The organism is Janthinobacterium sp. MP5059B, from assembly GCF_001758645.1.
GTDB lineage: Bacteria > Pseudomonadota > Gammaproteobacteria > Burkholderiales > Burkholderiaceae_D > Janthinobacterium > Janthinobacterium lividum.
Genome location: NZ_LRHX01000020.1, coordinates 319,333 through 337,752 on the forward strand (window position 1 = coordinate 319,333; position 18,420 = coordinate 337,752).

The window sequence follows — 18,420 nt, forward strand, 5'->3', positions numbered from 1 at the left end:
ACGCGTGCTATTACGCCCTCAGTCGTGGAACGCGCTATTCGACAGGCATTGATGAAGGGGTGGTATCCCAGCCAATGTGGAAGCCCCTTCGAAATGACAATTCGACTCGCTTGAGTCGAATTGTCAATCCGCCAGTTGCGTTGCGCGCCTGCGGTGGAGTTTGTCCGGGCAGGGCTGCCTGTATCGCCGCTGTAGCAGTCGTCCGACTGATACAGCATGTGCTTGTACGCGTCGCCTTGTGTCTTGTCCCTGCCGTGCCGCGCTTCTAGACTGGGGCCTTCTCCACGCTGCGACTGCCTGCCATGACCGAACTGCTGCCCCTGATGAGCTATTGCTTTGTGATGTCCGCCACGCCGGGGCCGAACAATGTCATGCTGGCCACCACCGGTGCCAACTTCGGCTATCGCGGTGCGCTGCCGGTGATCCTCGGCATCCAGGCCGGCATCTTCGTGCAGACCGTGCTCATGTGCGTGGGGCTGGGCAGCGTGTTTGTCGCGTATCCGATGGCGCAGCAGGTGCTGCGGATCGCGGGCGCGCTGTACCTGATATTCCTGGCCTGGAAGCTGGCTGGCGCCTCGGTGGCCGGAAGCAGCGCGCCGAAGGCCGTGTCGTTTGCGCAGGCGGCCCTGTTTCAGGCGCTGAATCCCAAGAGCTGGCTCAAGGCGGTCACCATGGCGTCGGTCTTCATGCCTGCGCAGGGAAATATGCTGGCCAGCGCGCTGCTGGTGTCCGTGACCGGCACCGTGGTGGGCACGCCGTGCAACGCCATGTGGGCGCTGTTCGGCGTCTCGATCCGCAGCGTGCTGAAAGCGCCCCGCAACCAGCGCCTATTCAATCTGGCGATGGGGGCCATCCTGCTGCTCCTCGCCCTGATGTTTTTACGCTAGACTGCCACCCATGTTCGCCATCGACCGCTCCTCCCCCATCGCCCTGTTCAAGCAGATCGAGGCCGCATTGCGCCTGCAGATCGCGCAACGCGTCCTGCCTGGCGGGACCAGGCTGCCGTCGATCCGCCAGCTTGCCACGCAGCTCGCGGTCAGCACCAACACCGTGGTGGTGGCGTATGACAGGCTGGTGGCCGCAGGCGTCATCGATACGCACGGCACGACGGGTTTCTTCGTCTGCGCACTAACGGATGCCAGCCGCGCCATTCCCGACGAGGTGGCGCTGGAAGCGGGCCAGGAGCAGGAGCCGGTTTGGCTGAGCCAGCAAGTGAACGACCAGCGGCCGGGCGTGCTGCTGGCCAGCAGCGGCGCCTTGCCGCCCACCTGGCTGCAGGACGCGCTGCCGGCGGCTGCCGTGCAACGTGGCCTGGCGCGCAGCACGGCCGGCATGGCCTCCCGCTGTCCGCCGCAAGGGCTGGCCGAACTGCGCGAGCAGATCGCGCTGCTGTTGCGCGGCATCGGCATCGCTGCGGACGCCAGCCACATCCTCACCACTTTCGGCGGCACCCATGCAATCGACCTGATCTGCCGCACGTTTCTGCAGCCCGGCGATACGGTGCTGGTGGAAGACCCCGGATACTTCCTGATGTTCGGCAGGCTGCGCCAGGACGGCGTGCGCCTGGTACCCATCAAGCGCCGCCCCGATGGCCTCGACCTGGACGAACTGGAAGCGGCCTGCCGCGCGCACCGTCCGCGCCTGCTGTTCGTGCAGACGGCTTTGCACAATCCCACCGGGTGGAGCAGCAGCGCCGCCAACCTGCACAAGGTGCTGATCATGGCGCAGCAGCATGGCTTCCTGATCGCCGAAGACGACGTGCACGGCCATTTCCAGCAGGGCCACAGCACGCGGCTGGCATCGTTGTCCGGGCTGGACGGCGTGATCTACTACTCGAGCCTGTGCAAGGCGCTGAGCCCGGCCCTGCGCATGGGCTACCTGGCCGCGGCGCCCGCCCTGCTCAAGTTGCTGATGCGCACCAAGATCCACGCCATCATGACTCTGCCTGCGCTGAACGAATACGTTTTGCTGGAAGTGCTCAAGGCCGGCAACCTGCGCAAGCACCTGGAGCGGCTGCAACGCAAGATCATGGTGGCGCGCAACGCCAGCACGCGGCAATTGAGCGCGGCCGGCGTGCTGTTCGAGCAGCCCGGCGACGCCGGCATTTTCCTGTGGGGCAGCATGCCCGAAGGGCTGGACGTGGACTTGCTGGTACAGGACGCCTACCGCAACAAGATCCTGCTGATGCGCGGCGCCGCGTTCTCGGCCAACGACACGCCCGACCAGCACATCCGCTTCAACGTCGCCTTCAGCCAGCATCCCCGTGTGAGCGCCTACCTGGAAGAACGCCTGCGGGCGGTGGCTGGCGCGCGCTCAAGCCTGGCCCGCGCCAGCGGCGTTGCCGGCATCGGCGGCAAGTCCTGAGCATGGTCTGCGCCTTTCCTTGTCATTTGTTGATATTCTGGAGGGGCTCTTTTTTCGCCAGCGTGTCGATTGTGTGTGCCATCTCCCGTTGCAGGGAGGATGCACCGGTTGCCCATTCCACTTTTATCAGGGAAGCGCCATGAACAAACAGATCATCCTGAACCTGCCCGTGAAGGACCTGGAGAAGTCCAGGGCCTTCTTTTCCGCCCTCGGCTTTGCCTTCGATCCCCGCTTCAGCGGCGAAAACGCGGCGTTCATGAATATCGTCGACGGCAGCATCCAGGCCATGCTGACGACCGAAGCCTTTTTCCAGTCGCTGATCGGCAAGCCGGTGGCGAATGCGAAGCAAGCCAATGAAGTCGTCATTTGCCTCAGCTGCGAAAGCCGGGAAGAGGTGGACAGCCTGATCGCCAGGGCCAAGGCCGCAGGTGGCCGCATACCGCATCCGCCCGAGGACCATGGTTTCATGTATGACCAGGGCTTCGAGGATATCGATGGCCACCTGTGGAACCTGGTCTGGACGGCGCCGGAAGCCTGACGCGCCGAGTCAGCGGAACAGGCCGTATCAGTTCTTCGTGCGCACCTGGCGCACGTGGTTTTCCAGTTCGCTGAACGAGGGGCGTTCTGTGGCGGAAATGACCTTGCGGCCGAATTCCACGGCCAGCGCCGGAGCGTAGCCGTTCAGGCTGGCCAACAAGGTCACTTTCACGCACTGGTACATCTTTGCCGTTTCATGGTGCTTGCGGCGCAGCAAGCTGGCCAGCGGCGCGATGAAACCGTAGGCCAGCAAGATGCCGATGAAGGTGCCCACCAGCGCCTGCGCGATCAGCACACCCAGCTCGGCCGGCGGCAAGCCGACGGACGCCATCGTGTGCACCACGCCCATCACGGCGGCCACGATGCCGAAGGCGGGCATGGCGTCGGCCAGCTGCGAAATCGTCTGGATCGGCATTTCCGCATCTTCATGGTGCGTCTCGATCTCGTTATCCATCAGGTTTTCGATCTGGTAAGCATCCATATTGCCCGATACCATCAGGCGCAGGTAGTCGGTGATGAATTCCAGGATGTGCTCGTCACCAAGCGTGTACGGGTATTTCACGAAGATGGGGCTGCGGTAAGGGTCGTCGATATCGTCCTCGACCGACATCAAGCCTTCCTTGCGGATCTTGCTGAGGATTTCATACATCAGCCCCATCAGTTCCATATAGCGCGCCTTCGTGTATTGCGAGCCGTGGAACAGGGTGGGCAGGGCGGCGAACGTGGCGCGGATGGCCTTGGCGTCGTTGCCGACAAAGAAGGTGCCCAGCGCCGCGCCGCCGATCATCAGCAGTTCCAGCGGCTGGAACAGGGCGCCCAGGTGGCCCCCCTGCATGGCGAAGCCGCCAAAGACGGAAAACAGCACGACGAGAAATCCGAGTATGACTAGCAAAACCTACTCCTTCATAATATTGCCATATCGCAATATTGTAGTTTAACCTGATTTGGCCGCCGTGGCCGCTTCCGGCTGCAACTGCTGGATGAGAAAATTGATAAAAGCGCGCACTTTGGCGGGCAACTGGTGGCGGCTCGGATAATAGGCGTACAGGTCGGCCGGCGCCAGCGCGTAGTCGGCCAGCACCACGCGCAGGCGGCCGCTGTCGAGGTAGCGGGCCAGGTCCCATTCCGAGCGCAGCAGGATACCGTGCCCGTCCAGCGCCCAGCCCAGCACCACGTCGCCATCATTGCTGGCCACCGTGCCGCGCACTTTCACCGTGTGCGTGGCGCGGCCTTTACTCAGGCGCCAGATGCCGTAGGCGTCGTCATTCTGCCGGTGCACGATGCAGCGGTGCTGCGCCAGCTCGTCCGGGGTGTGCGGCGTGCCATGCGCCTGCAGGTAGGCGGGTGAGGCGCACAGGAAGCGCCGGTTCGACATGATCTTGCGCGCCGACAGGCGCGTGTCGGGCAAGTCGCCGAAGCGGATGCCCAGGTCGTACGCCTGCTCGACCAGGTTGATGGGGCTGTCCGTCAGTTGCAGCTGCACTTCCAGCTGCGGGTGGCGCAGGGCAAATTGCGACAGCAGGGGGGCGATCACCGTGCGGCCGAAACCCAGCGTGGCATTCACGCGCAGCAAGCCTTTCGGCTCCGCGCTGCCGCTGGCCAGGGACTCTTCCATGGCGCGGATATCGTCGAGGATTTGCCGCGCCTGCTGCAGATAGCTTTCGCCGTCGCCCGTCAGGCTGATGCGCCGCGTGCTGCGGTTCAGCAAGCGCACCCCCAGGCGCTGCTCCATCAGCATCAATCGCTTGCTGACGGCGGGCGGCGTGATGCCCAGCTCGCGCGCCGTGGCCGACAGGCTGCCCAGCTTGGCCAGCAACACAAAGAAGGCCATTTCCGTGGTGGCGTCGCTTTTCATTATTAACTTCAAGTGAAGAATGGTTTAAATTAATATCGATTATACGGTTTCATATCGCGGTTAAGCTGGCGTCCTTGTTTTCACCTCCAGGAGACCCGCATGAAAATCGTTGAAATCCGCGAAAAGACCATCCCCATCTCTTCCCCCATCCGCAACGCCTATATCGATTTCAGCAAGATGACGTTAAGCCTGGTGGCCGTCGTCACGGATGTGATGCGCGACGGCAAGCCCGTCGTCGGCTACGGCTTCAATTCGAATGGCCGCTATGGCCAGGGCATGCTGATGCGCGAGCGCTTCATTCCCCGCATCCTCGACGCCGATCCCGCTTCGCTCGTCACGGCGGATGGCAGCAATTTCGATCCGCACAAGGTGTGGGACTGCATGTACACGAATGAAAAGCCGGGCGGCCACGGCGAACGTTCGGTGGCCATCGGCACCATCGACATGGCCATCTGGGACGCCGTGGCGAAGATCGAGAACAAGCCGCTGTTCCAGCTGCTGGCCGAACGCCACGGCACGGGCGTGCCGGACAAAAAAGTCTTCGTGTATGCGGCCGGCGGCTATTACTACCCGGGCCAGAGCCTGACGGCGCTGCAGGACGAGATGCGCAGCTATATCGACCGCGGCTACACGGTGGTCAAGAAAAAGATCGGCGGCGCCTCGCTGGACGAGGATCTGCGTCGCATCGACGCCATCATGGAAGTGCTGCAGGATGGGCAAAAGCTGTGCGTGGATGCCAACGGCCGTTTCGACCTCGACACCTCGATCGCCTACGCCAAGGCGCTGCGCCAGTACGACCTGTTCTGGTATGAAGAGGCGGGCGACCCGCTCGACTTCGAGCTGCAATCGACCTTGCGCAGCTATTACGACAAGCCGATGGCGACGGGCGAAAACCTGTTTTCCATGCAGGATGCGCGCAACCTGATCCGCTACGGCGGCATGCGCGCCGACCGCGACTGGCTGCAGTTCGATTGCGCCCTCAGCTACGGCCTGGTGGAATATTTACGCACGCTGGATATGCTGCACCAGCACGGCTGGTCGCGCAGCCGCTGCATTCCGCACGGCGGCCACCAGATGTCCTTGAATATCGCGGCCGGCCTGGGCCTGGGCGGCAATGAATCGTATCCCGATCTGTTCCAGCCGTTCGGCGGTTTTCCCGATGGCGTGCGCGTGGAAAACGGCCATATCACCATGCCGGATCTGGTCGGCATCGGCTTCGAGGGCAAGGCCAACCTGTATGCGGAAATGCGCGCCCTGAGCGGCCAGTAAGCGCTATGGCGTTCTTTGCCAGAAGCGCAGCCGGTTGCCGAACGGGTCCGCCACTTCCAGGATGCGGCCCCAGTCCTCGTCGCGGATGCCGGGCCGCGCATACGGGTAATCCTTGTCGCGCAGCTCCGCGTGCAGGGCGGCGATATCGTCGACGGGGATCAAGAGCGCCGTGCCTGGCGTGGAGTCGCCGTAGTGCTCGGACAGATGCAGCACGAGATCACCGCGCGTCACCTGCAGGTACAGCGGCGCGGTGGGCGCGAAGCGGTGTTCCCAGTCCAGGGTAAAACCGAGAAAACCGAGGTAGAACTCGCGCGTTTTTTCTTCGGAAAAGCTGCGCAGGATGGGGATGGCGGGGGACAGCTGCATGGCGGCCCTTTCAACAAAAGTGGCAAGATTCCTATTCTAGCGTCAGGCCAGCGCCTGCCGTTTCATGCGCGCGGCGGGGCTGGCCTTCTCCCAGCGGAACAGCCACATGATGATCAATTTGGTCGTGGCGCTGACGCAGGCCAGCAGCAGCAAGGGCCAGCCGGTTTCCAGCCCCATGACGCAGGCAAAGAAGATGGTGCTGACATCCATCGCCAGGATGAACTGGCTCATTTTCAGGGACACGGCACCCGTCTTGCCCGAGCGCCAGATCAAGCGGATCTGGTGCGCGTAGCCCTGCGCCAGCAGCACGGTGACGGCAACGATCAGGCTTTGCGAGATCGCGCGCTTTTCATCCGTGAAGGTGGGGCCGAACAGCAATCCCGCCACGCCCGCACCCAGCAGCAGCGCGCAGGCCAGCAGCGCGTTGCGCGATGCCCGGCTGTGGCGGTCGCGGTCGATTTCATACAGGATGCCCAGCGCGATCAGCGAGGCGATCAGGCGCGGCCAGACGATGTAGTGGTTGAAGGGCGTGATCGAATAGCCGTACACGAAGAAGGCGCAGTAGGCGAGGAAGCTGACGGTGAACTGGTTGAGCGACAGGATGTCCGTCGCCTGGCCTGCGCCCAGGCTGGCGTCGTGCTTGCGCCGCCAGATTTTCTGCAGCTGCGACCATAAACCAAGCAGGCTGACGACGATGAAGAGGGAGTTGAGGCTGCCGGCGAGGGCGTACAGTGAACTGGATTGCAAGGTGTCTCCCTGGAGGACAAGGCAGCCCTGTGAGATGGGACGCCTTGTCTATACATTTTGCAACATATTCTCATGAGGTAAATTGCCATGCAAGCAATATTTCATGCCTGGCTGGCTTTGCCAATACTTGTCCGAACTCACCTCTCGCCGTACTTGCCCCTATAATCATGGCATGACTTTCTTATCACTGCGTGCCCGCTCCGTGCTGGGCAGTATCGGCAAAATGGCCGTTTCCCTGATTCTCCTGCTGACCGCACTGTGGGGCGCACTGGCGCTGTGGTACCAGCTGTCCGGCGGCACGGCGGCGCAAGCCATCGGCGCGCTGCTGTGGGGCGCGCTGGGCGTGGCCAGCATCGCGCTGTGGTGGATGCGCGGCGATGCGCGCGTGCTGCTGCCGTATGCGGCCGGTTTTATCCTGCTGCTCCTGTGGTGGAGCCTGATCACGCCGAAACAGCAGCGCGTGTGGGCCGACGATGTGGCGCGCAATGTGACGGGCACGCTCAAGGGCAATCTCGTCACCCTGGACAATGTGCGCAATTTCGACTGGCGCAGCGATGACGACTACACGGTCAAGTGGGAGCAGCGCAGCTACGACCTCGACGAACTGCGCACGGTGGACACGGCGCTGTCGTACTGGACGGGGCCCTATATCGCGCATACCCTGATCTCATTCGGCTTTGCCGACGGGCGCTTTTTGACGTTTTCCATCGAGATCCGCAAGGAAAAAGGCGAGAGCTTTTCCGCCATCGGCGGCTTCTTCAAGCATTTCGAGATGAGCCTGATCGCCGCCGACGAGCGCGACATCCTGCGCGTGCGCACGAATGCGCGGGGCGAGGACATGCATCTGTACCGCGTGATGATGCCGAAAGCGGCCATGCGCTCGCTGTTCCTCGCCTACCTGGACGAGGCGCAGGCGCTGAAAAACACGCCGCAGTTCTACAACACCCTGACGGCCAACTGCACCACCATCGTCTTCGAGATGGTGCGCCGCATCGTGCCGGGCCTGCCGCTCGATTACCGGCTGATGGCCTCGGGCTACCTGGACCGCTACCTGTTCGACGTGAAAGGCCTGGTGCCCGGCTTGACCTTCCAGCAGCTGCGCACAGGGGGCCACATCACGGCGCGCGCGCGCGCCGCCAACGACGATGCGGATTTTTCGCACGCGATCCGGCGCGGCATGCCGGGCTACGACGAAGCAGGCTTCCCGAAGCTGCAAATGCCCAAGCAGTAAGCGCCTGCTTTATACTGTCGCTATTCCGACCGGCCGCACATTGCGGCCGGTCTCACTTCATGACTAAATAATAAGAAGGCCCGCTATGCCATTTTCCTCACTGGGTCTGATTCCCTCCCTGGTCCGCGCCGTCGACAAGGCCGGCTATGCCGCGCCGACGGCCATCCAGGCGGCCGCCATTCCCGCCATCCTGCGCGGCAGCGACGTGCTGGGCGCGGCGCAGACGGGTTCCGGCAAGACGGCCGCCTACGCGCTGCCGCTGCTGCAGGCGCTGATGGCGCCCGTTTCCGGCCCGCGCCAGGTGCGCGCGCTGATCCTCGTGCCTACGCGCGAGCTGGCGGCGCAGGTGGGGCAGACGGTGCACGCGCTGGCCAAGCCGCTGCCGATCAAACTGAAGATTTCCGTGCTGTTCGGCGGCGTGTCGATCAATCCGCAGATGATGGACTTGCGCGGCGGCGCCGATATCGTCGTCGCCACGCCGGGCCGCTTGCTGGACCTGGTGCGCCAGAATGCCGTCAAATTGGGCGGCGTGTCGCTGTTCGTCCTGGATGAAGCCGACCGTTTGCTCGACATGGGCTTCAGCGAGGAGATCAACGCCATCCTGGCGCTGCTGCCCAAGCAGCGGCAAAACCTGTTCTTCTCCGCCACCTTCCCCGACAGCGTGCAGGCGCTGGCCGACAGCCTGCTCAAGGAGCCCGTGCGCATCGAAGTGGCGTCCGAACCGCAGGACAAGCCCGACATCGTGCAGCGGGCCATCACGGTCGACGTGCCGCGCCGCACGCAGCTGCTGCGCTACCTGATCCTGCAGCAGCAGTGGGAGCGCGTGCTGGTGTTTGTCGCCACCAAGTACGCGGCCGAACACGTGGCCGACAAGCTGCAGCGCGCGGGCTTGCACGTGGGCGCCTTCCACGGCGAATTCAGCCAGGGCACGCGCAGCCAGCTGCTGGCCGACTTCAAGGCGTGCCGCTTGCAGGTGCTGGTGGCCACCGACGTGGCAGCGCGCGGCATCGACATCGCCGGCCTGCCTGCCGTCGTCAATTACGACTTGCCCCGCTCGGCCGTCGACTACACGCACCGCATCGGCCGCACGGGCCGCGCCGGCGAAAGCGGCACGGCCATCAGCTTCGTGACGGCCGACACGGAAGCGCATTTCCGCCTGATCGAAAACCGCAACGACTTGCGCATCGTGCGCGAAGTGGTGGCCGGCTTCGAACCGACGGAACTGCCCGCGCCCGTGAGCACCGTGACGGACACGGTGAACGGCGGCGTGAAGGGGGCGCGCAAGAGCAAGAAGGATAAATTGCGCGAAGCGGCAGCCCTGGCGGCGAAGGCGGCCGAGGGCAATTAAATCGCCCTTATGTGCGCTAGCCGCTTGAACGGCTGGCCGTCCCGCTTTAAGATGATGTTTCTATAAAGCAAGGGGACTGTTGATGCACATGACATTCATCACGCGCGCGGGCACCCTGGCTTGCGCGCTGGCGCTGGCAGGCTGTGCCGGCATGGGCGGCAAAAGTGATGGCAGCGGCATGCAGATGCCGGGCAAGACGCCTGCCGATGCCGCCGTGGCCGCCACCTGGTACAACCCGCCCAGCGAATTTCCCGGCATTTGCCTGACCCAGTTCAAGGATGGCAGCCTGCGTTTCGATGGCGGCTTCGCCTTCTATAATCCGGGCCGCTGGGCGTATGACAGCGCCACCTCCGAGCTGCGTTTGCAACTGGCGCCGACGCCATCGCTGGAACTGTCGCACGCGCAAATCGTGCAACACATGAACCTGCTGCGTATCGAGGCGGACAAGAGCACGCTGGTGTATGGGGTGAAAGCCGATACCAAGGCCATCGGCCTGGGCGGTTTTGTGTTTTACCGCGATACGCCTTGCCCGGCACGGCGCGGATAGGTAGCTGATAAATGCCATACAGGAATATTTAGTCGTATAATTTCAACGCAAGCTGGCTGCCGCGCAAGATTCGCAAGACTGTTCCGCGTAGCAGATTCCCCCCTCCAGGCAAGCTCCGATATCGCCGCGGCGATGAGAGGATGGTCCGATGGATTTGCACGACGAACAGGGTATGCCAGGGATTGTGGCGGCGGACGCCGTGGCGCCACCGCGCACCTTGCTGCTGGTCGATGACGAGCCGAATATCCTCGCTTCCCTCAAGCGCCTGCTGCGGCGCGATGGCTACCATATCCTGACGGCGGGCAGCGGCCAGGAAGGGCTGGAGGTGCTTGCCAGCCATGCCGTCGACGTGATCGTGTCGGACCAGCGCATGCCCGGCATGCTGGGCGCCGACTTCCTGCGCAAGGCCAAGCTGCTGTGTCCGCAAACCATCCGCATCATGCTGTCGGGTTATACCGAGTTGCAGGCCGTCACGGATGCCGTCAACGAGGGCGCCATCTTCAAGTTCCTCACCAAACCATGGGAAGACCATCAACTGCGCGAGCATATCGCCGAAGCCTTTCGCCTGAAGGGCATCGATGACGACAATGTGCGGCTCAATGCGCAGTTGCGCGAGGTCAACCTGGCGCTGGCGGCAGCCAATGCCGCCATGCAGGCGCTGGTGAGCCAGCAGCAGCACCAGATCAGCCGCGACGAAGTCAGCCTGGGCATCGCGCGCGAATTGCTGCAATTTCTGCCGCTGCCCGTGATCGGGCTCGATGAGGATGGCATGATCGCCTTCATCAACGCGGCGGCGGCCAATCTGTTCGAGCGGGGCGCGGCCCTGCTGGGCAACGAAGCGGCGATCGTCTTGCCGCAGCTGTTCGACGGGCAGGGCGCACCTTGCCTGGCCGCCATCGATGGCCAGCCGTATGCCGTGGCGATCCATCCGATGGGCATGCATTCGCGTTCGCGCGGCAGCCTGGTCACCCTGAGCCGTCATGGAGCGGGTACATGAGCATAAGCGTGAGTACAAGCGTGAGTGACAGCGGACGCGAGATTTCCATGGAGCAGGCGCAGGAAGGCATGGTGCTGGCGCAGGCGCTGAGCGACGCCAGCGGCGCGGTGCTGCTGGCCCAGGGCGCCACCCTGACGGCGGCGAACCTGACGGCCTTGCGCAGGCGCAATGTGGAGCGCTGCCATGTCGTCATGGACGAGGCGATTGACCCCGCCGCGCAGGCGCATGCCGAGCAGGAACGGGCGCGCCGCCTGGAACGGCTGGCCGTGCTGTTCCGCGCCACGCCGCCCGATTCCGCAGGGGCGGAACTGCTGGCGCTGCTGCAGCGCTACCGGCAAGGGGGCGCGGCATGACACGGCTCAGTTTTGAACACATCATCCGCCAGATACAGGAACTGCCTTCGCTGCCGGTGGTGGTGCTGGAACTGCTGTCGAGCATGGACCAGGACGACACGGACGTGCATGTGCTGGCGCAAAAGATCGAGCTGGACCAGGCCCTGGCGGCGAAGACCCTGCGCATCGCCAACTCCTCGTTCTACGGCATGCAATCGAAGGTCACCAGCATTCCGCAAGCCGTTTCCGTGCTGGGTTTTCACAGCATCCGCACCGTCGTCACGGCCTGCGCGCTGACGGGCAGTTTCGCGCCCGTCAGCGGCGGCTTCGATTTCCAGGCGTTCTGGCGCCATTCGCTGGCCACGGCCATTGCCGCGCGCCTGCTGGCGCCGCACCTGCGCGTCAATCCCGAAACGGCGTTCACGGCCGGCCTGCTGCACGACCTGGGCACCCTGGTGCTGGTGACGCGCTTCCCGGCCGAGCACGCGCTTGTGCGCAGCCACCGCCAGGCGCATGACTGCCAGATGGCCGAGGCGGAACTGGCCGTCATCGGCATCGACCACGCGCAGGTGGGCAGCGCCCTGGCCGCCTACTGGAAGTTTCCCGAGGCGATACAGCAGGCGGTGGCCGACCACCACGCCATCGACCGGCTGGAGGCGGGCGGCTTGCCGCTGGCCGTGCATCTGGCCAATGCCGTTGCCCTGGCGCTCGACCTGGCCGGCGTCGACGATGCGCTGGTGCCGCCCCTGTCGCCCGCGGGCTGGCGCAGCGTCGCGCTGGATGAGCAGGCCTGGCTGGCGCTGCTGCGGCAAACGGAACACACCTTCGATGAAATGTCGCGGATCATGCTGGCATGAACAGGATACAGGCCATGGAAACAGACGCAGGGCAGGCACTGTCCGCCACGCCGGAACGCCGCCAGGGCGATTCCATCGCGCTGTCGGCGTTTTTCGATGGCCATCCCGTGGCCACTTTCGCCATCGACACGGACCACGTGATCACGCACTGGAACAGCGCCTGCGAACAGTTGACGGGCTTTACGGCCGCCGAGATGGTCGGCACGCGCGACCACTGGAAGGCGTTTTATCCGCAGCCGCGCGCTTGCCTGGCCGACCTGCTGGTGGCCGACGATATCGCGCTCGGCGAAAATGACCTCTACCTCGGCAAGCTGAAGCGCTCTCCCGTGATCCCGGGCGCCTTTGAGGCCGAGGATTTCTTTGCCGATATCGGCCCCGAAGGCCACTGGCTGCATTTCACGGCGGCGCCCCTGCGCGACCGCCAGGGACGCCTGGTGGGCGCCATCGAAACCCTGCGCGACGTGAGCGAGCGGCGCCTTGCGGAACTGGCGCTGCGCAAGGCGCACGACAACCTGGAACACCTGGTGGCCAAGCGCACGGCCCAGCTGGCCGACATGAACGAGCGCCTGGCCGACGATATCCGCCAGCGCCAGATCGCCGATCTCGAATTGCGCGAGCGTAACCTGGCCCTGACGGAATTGAACAGCAAGCTGTCGCTGGCCCAGCAAAAACTGCTGCAGTCGGAAAAACTGGCCTCGATCGGCCAGCTGGCCGCCGGCGTGGCGCACGAGATCAACAATCCCATCGGCTATGTGTTTTCCAATGTCGGCACGCTGGAAGGGTATCTGGACGACCTGTTCAGCATGCTCGACGCCTATGAGGAAGCGGAACCGGCCGTCGCCGACCCCGTGGTGGCGGCGCGCCTGCGGGCGCTGCGCGAACAGGTCGACCTGGACTTCCTGCGCACCGACATTCCGCTGCTGATGGGCGAGTCGAAGGAAGGCATTGCGCGCGTGCGCCGCATCGTGCAGGACCTGAAGGATTTTTCGCGCACGGATGCGCACCAGGAGTGGGTCTGGGCCGACCTGCGCCAGGGCATCGACACCACGCTCAATATCGTGAATAACGAGGTCAAGTACAAGGCCGACGTGGTGCGCGAGTACGCCGACATTCCCGATATCGAATGCCAGCCTTCCGAACTGAACCAGGTAATCATGAACCTGGTCGTCAACGCGGCCCACGCCATGGGCGAGGCGCGCGGATGCATCACGCTGCGCACGGGCAGCGACAACGCGACGGAAGTGTGGATCGAGGTCGAGGACACGGGCGGCGGCATCGCGCCCGAACACCTGTCGCGCATCTTCGACCCGTTCTTCACCACCAAGGCCATCGGCAAGGGCACGGGGCTGGGCCTGTCGCTGGCCTACACCACGGTGCAGAAACATCACGGCCGCATCGACGTGCGCAGCATCATCGGCCGCGGCACCACCTTCCGCATCACCTTGCCCGTGCGCCAGGCGCAGGCCGTCGCACCATGACCGAACAGGACAGCATGAGCACCAGTACCAGCGCCAGCACCGCGGCCGCGCCGCCCACCATCCTGTGCGTCGATGACGAACCGAATATCCTCTCGTCGCTGCGCCGGCTGTTCCGCCCGCACGGCTACCGCGTACTGACGGCCGATGGCGGCGCGGCCGGCCTGGCCCTGCTCGAGAGCGAGACGGTGGACCTGGTCATTTCCGACATGCGCATGCCGCACATGGATGGCGCGCAGTTCCTGGCCCAGGTACGCCAGCGCTGGCCCGGCACCATACGATTGCTGCTGACCGGCTATGCCGACATCCAGTCCATCCTCGACGCCATCAACCAGGGCGAGATATACCGCTACGTGACCAAGCCGTGGGACGAGAACGATATCGTGCTGGTGGTGCGCCATGCGCTGGAACGGCGCGCGCTGGAGCAGGAAAAACTGCGCCTGGAAGCGCTGACGGCCAGCCAGAACGTGGAGCTGCAGGCGCTCAACGCCAGCCTGGAAGCGAAGGTGGCCACGCGCACGCAGCAGCTGAAGCAGTCGCACGACGAAGTGCAGGCGGCCAACGAGCGCCTGAAGGCCACGTTCGTAACGACGATCAAGGTGTTTTCCAACCTGATCGAGATGCGCGGCGGCAAGCTGGCCGGCCATGCGCGGCGGGTGGCCGAGCTGTCGCGCAAGCTGGCGCAGGCGCTGGGCCTGGAAGGGCAGGAGGCGCGCGACGTGTTCATCGCGGCCCTGCTCAAGGATATCGGCAAGCTCAGTTTGAGCGACGATGTGCTGGAGTTGCCGGCCAGCGCCTGGACGGGCGAGCAGCTGGCCGCGTTCCGCAAGCATCCGCTGCGCGCCGAACAATTATTGATGGCGCTCGAGGAGCTGCGCGCCGTCTCCGTGATCCTGCGCTCGCAGCTCGAGCGCTTCGACGGCGGCGGCTTTCCCGATGGCCTGGTGGGCCTGGCCATTCCGATGGGGGCGCGCATCCTCGCGCTGGCGTCCGATTACGACGGCTTGCAGATCGGCGCCATGGTGCAGCGCAGCCTGCGCGCCGAAGAGGCCCGCACCCTGATCTACGACAGCGTCGGCAAGCGCTACGACCCGGCCGTGGTGGCCGCTTTCCGCAGCATCATGGAAGAGACGGAACCGCCGGCGCGCGACCTGACCGTGCTGTCGGGCCAGCTGGAACCGGGGATGGTGCTGTCGCGCGACCTGATCAGCCGCGATGGCCTGATGCTGCTGGCGGCCGAGCACGTGCTGACGGCCCGCGTGATCGCCCAGCTGCTCGACTTCGAAAGCAAGAATGGCGGCCGCCTCAGCATCCGCGTGTATGCGCCCGTGAAGGAAGCCTAGGCGTTCGTGGCGCCCGGCGGCTGCAGCGGCAGGTGCACGGTAAAGCGCGTGCCGCGGCCCACCTCCGAGGCCACGTCGATGCGTCCGCCGTGCTTGTTGACGATGCCGTATGAGAGCGACAGGCCCAGGCCCGTGCCGCTGCCGACGGCCTTGGTGGTGAAGAACGGTTCGAAGATGCGGTTCAGGTGCTCGGGCGCGATGCCGGCGCCCGTGTCGCCGATCTCCACCCAGACCCAGTCGTCCGCATGGCCGGTGCGGATGCTGATCACGCCGTCGCTGCTGATGGCCTGGCCCGCGTTGACGAGCAGGTTCATGAAGACCTGGTTCAGCTGCGAGGCGAGGCACAGTATCGGCGGCAGTTCGCCATACTGCTTCTCGATGCGCGCCTTGTATTTCAATTCGTTGGCGACGATATTCAGGGTGCTGTCCAGGCCCGCATGCAGACTGGCCACTTGCCAGTCCGTCTCGCCCACGTGGGAAAAATCCTTCAGCGCCTGCACGATGTCGCGCACGCGTTTGAGGCCATCCATCGATTCGCGCACCAGGTCGCCGATGTCGTCCTGCAGGAAGGCCAGGTCGGCCTGGCCGCGGACCTGGACCACGTGCGCGGCCAGGGCCGGGCCGTCGAGCGGCTCGCGCATCACCGCCTCATACTGGGCGATGACGTCGAACAGGGTGCCGACATAGGCTTGCAGCGAGCTCATGTTCGAATTGACGAAGCCGATCGGGTTATTGATTTCATGCGCGATGCCGGCCGCCAGCTGGCCGATGGACGCCATCTTTTCCGATTGCAGCAACTGGTCGTGCGCTTCCTGCAGCTTGCTGATCAGTAGTTGCTGCTCTTCGCCACGCGCCTGCAGCATCGCTTCCATGCCCTTGCGTTCCGTGATGTCCGTCAGCGAGCCGATCACCTCGAACGGCACGCCATGCTCGTCGCGCACGAGGCGCAGGCTGTCGTGCATCCACAGATAGCTGCCGTCGCGCACGCGGAAGCGGTATTCGTAGGCGCGCGCGCCTTCGACGAAGATCTGCGCCAGGCTGGAAAAAATCCCGGGCGCATCGTCGGGGTGGATATGGTCAAACCAGAAATTGGGGTCGGCCACCATCTCCTCGGGCTGGTAGCCCAGCACATTCAGGGCATTGTTGCTGACAAACGTCATCTTGAAGTCGCCGCTGGGCACGGTGCAATAGATGATGGAGGGAGTATTGTCGAGCAGGTATTGCAGGCGCACGGCCGTGGCGGCCGGTGCATCATCGCCAGGCGCCGCCCCGGCATGCCGGCCGGTATCGTGAGTGGAAAGGTCGAAATCCTCGAACTGCATCGTCACACCTCGCTGCCTGCACGGCATAGCTGTCGTCCTGCTTCGATTATGCCTGATTCCGCCTGCCTTGGGCCGGCATCGGCGCGCTCAGGGGGCCAGCGGCTGCTCGACGATTGCCATGCGCCGCGCGATGCGCTGCGCCGCCTGCGTGTCGCCCGCCTGTTCGGCGCGCAGGCGCTGCACGCCCAGCCACGCCAGCAGCGGCCGGCGCCAGCCCTGGTCCGAGGCGGTGGCCACGGCCGTATCGAGCAGTTCCGGCGTGGCGCGGCTGGCACGCAGCAGCACGCCGGCCGCCACCAGTTGCGACAGCGGGTCCTTGATGGCCGCCACGGCGCTGGCGGCGGCCGTGTCGGAGCTGGCGCTGGCTGCCGCCCGCTGCGCTTCCGGCAGCAGGGCGACGTCGGCCGCCTGCGCCTTGCCTGCCAGCCAGGCCGCATACGCGCGGTCGGCGGCTGTCGCGTCGGCTTGCAGGGCGTCAAAGCCGCTGCAGTCCTCGAACGCCAGGCTGGCCACGCGCGTGGCGCAGCGCAGCAGTTCGATGCGCGCCACGAGTTCAAGCTTGCCCGTGCCGGCCACCTGGCTGCGGGCACGCCGGAATTCCGTCTGCTCGACCAGGGCGTTGCCGCCCAGGTAGGCCGCCTGGAAACGATCGACGGAACTTTGCGCATTCATTTTCCAGTCCGGCACGGGCGGGCCGCTGGAGCAGGCGGCGAGCAAGGTGCACAGCAGGGCGGCGATGGCGGGGCGGGATATTTTCATGGCAGTTTGATCTCCGGATTGCGCTTGAACGGCCATTTGCGGTTGATTTCATTGACCAGCTGCTCGACCTTGCGCAGATTGCTTTCCACGTCGGCGCGCAGCGGACCCAGGTCGGCTGTCGCCGCCTTGGCATTGGCGCCCACGGCTTGCGCCTCGACCAGCACGGCGTCGACTTTTTTCAGGCTGTTGCGGGTGTCGGCCAGCAGGGCGTTCAGCTGCACGATGGTCGCCTGCGCATCCGTCATCACGCCCTTGTCGCCGAAGACGCGCGTATCGGCATTCGCCACCAGGCCATCCGTGCGGCGGGCCAGCTGGTCCGCCGTGATCAGCAGGGCGTTGGCCCGCTCGACCAGCAGGCGCGACTGCTTGTCGTCGCCCGTCAGCAAGCCCATGGCGCCGCCTGGGCCGCTCAGCTTGCCGGTGACGGCCTGCACATTGCGCAAGGTGCCGTCGAGCGCGGAATCGGTGCCCGTCAGGCTGGCTACGTTGTTCAGCAAGTCCTTGGCGGCGGCCAGCAGGCGGGGGATTTCCGCCGCCATGTCGCCCACCAGCAAGTCGCGCGTGGCGTCGTCGGGCAGCGGCGGGTCCGTCAGGATGCCGCTGTAGGCGCGCAGCTTGGCGCCGCCCACGATGCCACGTTCCAGGGTGAAGATGGAGCTGGTGCGCAGCCAGTGCGCGTCTTTTCTCGGCACGTCGATGATGACGCGCGCGCGGCCGTCCGGCGCCAGCTCGATGCGTTGCACGCGGCCGATGGGAAAGCCGGAAAAGGTCAGGTCGGCGCCCACGCCGACGCCGTCGGAATCGTCGGCCGTCAGCACCAAGGTCTGCGTGGCTTCGAAGGCGCCGCGCGCATACATCAGGTAGACGACGGAGCCGACCACCAGCACGAACATGAAGACGAGCAGGATGGCCGCCTTCAGTTCGGCGTGGCGCACGGGCGGCGGGGCGGGCAGCACGGAATCTTGCGTGAGACCGGCGGGCGCCGTGACGTCGACCTGGTCGGGATTCGGGGGTTGGCTCTGGCTCATGGCTTCTGGCTCTCGTATGGGTGGTTCGGGATCGCTGGCGGTG

19 protein-coding genes are annotated in these 18,420 nt (G+C 64.9%); 12 read left to right on the forward strand and 7 right to left on the reverse strand.

Annotated elements, in window-relative coordinates:
- Nucleotides 1–302 precede the first annotated feature (302 nt).
- From JAB1_RS25350 to JAB1_RS25360, 3 genes are all read left to right on the forward strand, one after another.
- The gene (locus JAB1_RS25350; protein WP_070282218.1) at nucleotides 303–887 is read left to right on the forward strand and encodes a LysE family translocator; all 585 of its coding nucleotides are present in this window, start codon (nucleotides 303–305) and stop codon (nucleotides 885–887) included.
- A 10-nt stretch (nucleotides 888–897) separates the two neighbouring features.
- Nucleotides 898–2,364: a PLP-dependent aminotransferase family protein gene (locus JAB1_RS25355; RefSeq protein ID WP_070282219.1), complete on the forward strand. Its 1,467-nt coding sequence runs from the start codon at nucleotides 898–900 to the stop codon at nucleotides 2,362–2,364.
- A 139-nt stretch (nucleotides 2,365–2,503) separates the two neighbouring features.
- The gene (locus JAB1_RS25360) at nucleotides 2,504–2,902 is read left to right on the forward strand and encodes a VOC family protein (protein WP_034779330.1); all 399 of its coding nucleotides are present in this window, start codon (nucleotides 2,504–2,506) and stop codon (nucleotides 2,900–2,902) included.
- 27 nt (nucleotides 2,903–2,929) lie between these two features.
- On the opposite strand, the gene motA is transcribed toward JAB1_RS25360, so the two are convergent.
- Together motA and JAB1_RS25370 are read right to left on the reverse strand one after the other, a co-directional pair.
- A complete protein-coding gene (gene motA / locus JAB1_RS25365; RefSeq protein WP_034779327.1) occupies nucleotides 2,930–3,793 on the reverse strand; it encodes a flagellar motor stator protein MotA in 864 nt (287 codons plus the stop codon).
- Nucleotides 3,794–3,835: 42 nt separating this feature from the next.
- A complete protein-coding gene (locus JAB1_RS25370; RefSeq protein ID WP_070282220.1) occupies nucleotides 3,836–4,756 on the reverse strand; it encodes a LysR family transcriptional regulator in 921 nt (306 codons plus the stop codon).
- Nucleotides 4,757–4,855: 99 nt separating this feature from the next.
- Here JAB1_RS25370 and JAB1_RS25375 point away from each other — a divergent pair, with 99 nt between their 5' ends.
- On the forward strand, nucleotides 4,856–6,025 hold the full coding sequence (locus JAB1_RS25375) for a mandelate racemase/muconate lactonizing enzyme family protein (protein ID WP_070282221.1): 1,170 nt from the start codon (nucleotides 4,856–4,858) through the stop codon (nucleotides 6,023–6,025).
- 3 nt (nucleotides 6,026–6,028) lie between these two features.
- On the opposite strand, the gene JAB1_RS25380 is transcribed toward JAB1_RS25375, so the two are convergent.
- On the reverse strand, nucleotides 6,029–6,391 hold the full coding sequence (locus JAB1_RS25380) for a glyoxalase superfamily protein (RefSeq protein ID WP_070282222.1): 363 nt from the start codon (nucleotides 6,389–6,391) through the stop codon (nucleotides 6,029–6,031).
- 42 nt (nucleotides 6,392–6,433) lie between these two features.
- Nucleotides 6,434–7,138 (reverse strand): hypothetical protein, encoded by a 705-nt coding sequence (locus JAB1_RS25385; RefSeq protein ID WP_070282223.1) that lies wholly within the window; start codon nucleotides 7,136–7,138, stop codon nucleotides 6,434–6,436.
- A gap of 172 nt (nucleotides 7,139–7,310) precedes the next feature.
- Here JAB1_RS25385 and JAB1_RS25390 point away from each other — a divergent pair, with 172 nt between their 5' ends.
- The 8 genes from JAB1_RS25390 to JAB1_RS25425 all read left to right on the forward strand — a co-directional run bounded on the left by JAB1_RS25390 (nucleotide 7,311) and on the right by JAB1_RS25425 (nucleotide 15,268).
- Nucleotides 7,311–8,369, forward strand: a complete 1,059-nt coding sequence (locus JAB1_RS25390) for a DUF4105 domain-containing protein (RefSeq protein WP_070282224.1) — start codon at nucleotides 7,311–7,313, stop codon at nucleotides 8,367–8,369.
- 85 nt (nucleotides 8,370–8,454) lie between these two features.
- A complete protein-coding gene (locus JAB1_RS25395) occupies nucleotides 8,455–9,717 on the forward strand; it encodes a DEAD/DEAH box helicase (RefSeq protein WP_070255428.1) in 1,263 nt (420 codons plus the stop codon).
- 82 nt (nucleotides 9,718–9,799) lie between these two features.
- The gene (locus JAB1_RS25400) at nucleotides 9,800–10,264 is read left to right on the forward strand and encodes a hypothetical protein (RefSeq protein ID WP_070255424.1); all 465 of its coding nucleotides are present in this window, start codon (nucleotides 9,800–9,802) and stop codon (nucleotides 10,262–10,264) included.
- A 148-nt stretch (nucleotides 10,265–10,412) separates the two neighbouring features.
- Entirely contained in the window at nucleotides 10,413–11,261 is an 849-nt protein-coding gene (locus tag JAB1_RS25405; protein WP_083299971.1) for a response regulator, read from the forward strand.
- An 8-nt stretch (nucleotides 11,262–11,269) separates the two neighbouring features.
- Nucleotides 11,270–11,614 (forward strand): hypothetical protein, encoded by a 345-nt coding sequence (locus JAB1_RS25410; protein WP_139144674.1) that lies wholly within the window; start codon nucleotides 11,270–11,272, stop codon nucleotides 11,612–11,614.
- A complete protein-coding gene (locus JAB1_RS25415) occupies nucleotides 11,611–12,450 on the forward strand; it encodes an HDOD domain-containing protein (RefSeq protein ID WP_070282227.1) in 840 nt (279 codons plus the stop codon). The genes JAB1_RS25410 and JAB1_RS25415 overlap by 4 nt, the downstream gene beginning before the upstream one ends.
- A gap of 14 nt (nucleotides 12,451–12,464) precedes the next feature.
- The gene (locus JAB1_RS25420; RefSeq protein WP_070282228.1) at nucleotides 12,465–13,928 is read left to right on the forward strand and encodes an ATP-binding protein; all 1,464 of its coding nucleotides are present in this window, start codon (nucleotides 12,465–12,467) and stop codon (nucleotides 13,926–13,928) included.
- A 14-nt stretch (nucleotides 13,929–13,942) separates the two neighbouring features.
- The gene (locus JAB1_RS25425; protein ID WP_083299984.1) at nucleotides 13,943–15,268 is read left to right on the forward strand and encodes an HD domain-containing phosphohydrolase; all 1,326 of its coding nucleotides are present in this window, start codon (nucleotides 13,943–13,945) and stop codon (nucleotides 15,266–15,268) included.
- Here the strand turns inward: JAB1_RS25425 and JAB1_RS25430 are convergent.
- The 3 genes from JAB1_RS25430 to JAB1_RS25440 form a co-directional block, all read right to left on the reverse strand.
- Nucleotides 15,265–16,590, reverse strand: a complete 1,326-nt coding sequence (locus JAB1_RS25430) for an ATP-binding protein (protein WP_070282230.1) — start codon at nucleotides 16,588–16,590, stop codon at nucleotides 15,265–15,267. The genes JAB1_RS25425 and JAB1_RS25430 overlap by 4 nt on opposite strands.
- 87 nt (nucleotides 16,591–16,677) lie before the next feature.
- Entirely contained in the window at nucleotides 16,678–17,349 is a 672-nt protein-coding gene (locus JAB1_RS25435) for a hypothetical protein (protein ID WP_070282231.1), read from the reverse strand.
- Entirely contained in the window at nucleotides 17,346–18,377 is a 1,032-nt protein-coding gene (locus tag JAB1_RS25440) for an MlaD family protein (RefSeq protein WP_034779304.1), read from the reverse strand. The genes JAB1_RS25435 and JAB1_RS25440 overlap by 4 nt, the downstream gene beginning before the upstream one ends.
- Nucleotides 18,378–18,420: the final 43 nt, after the last annotated feature.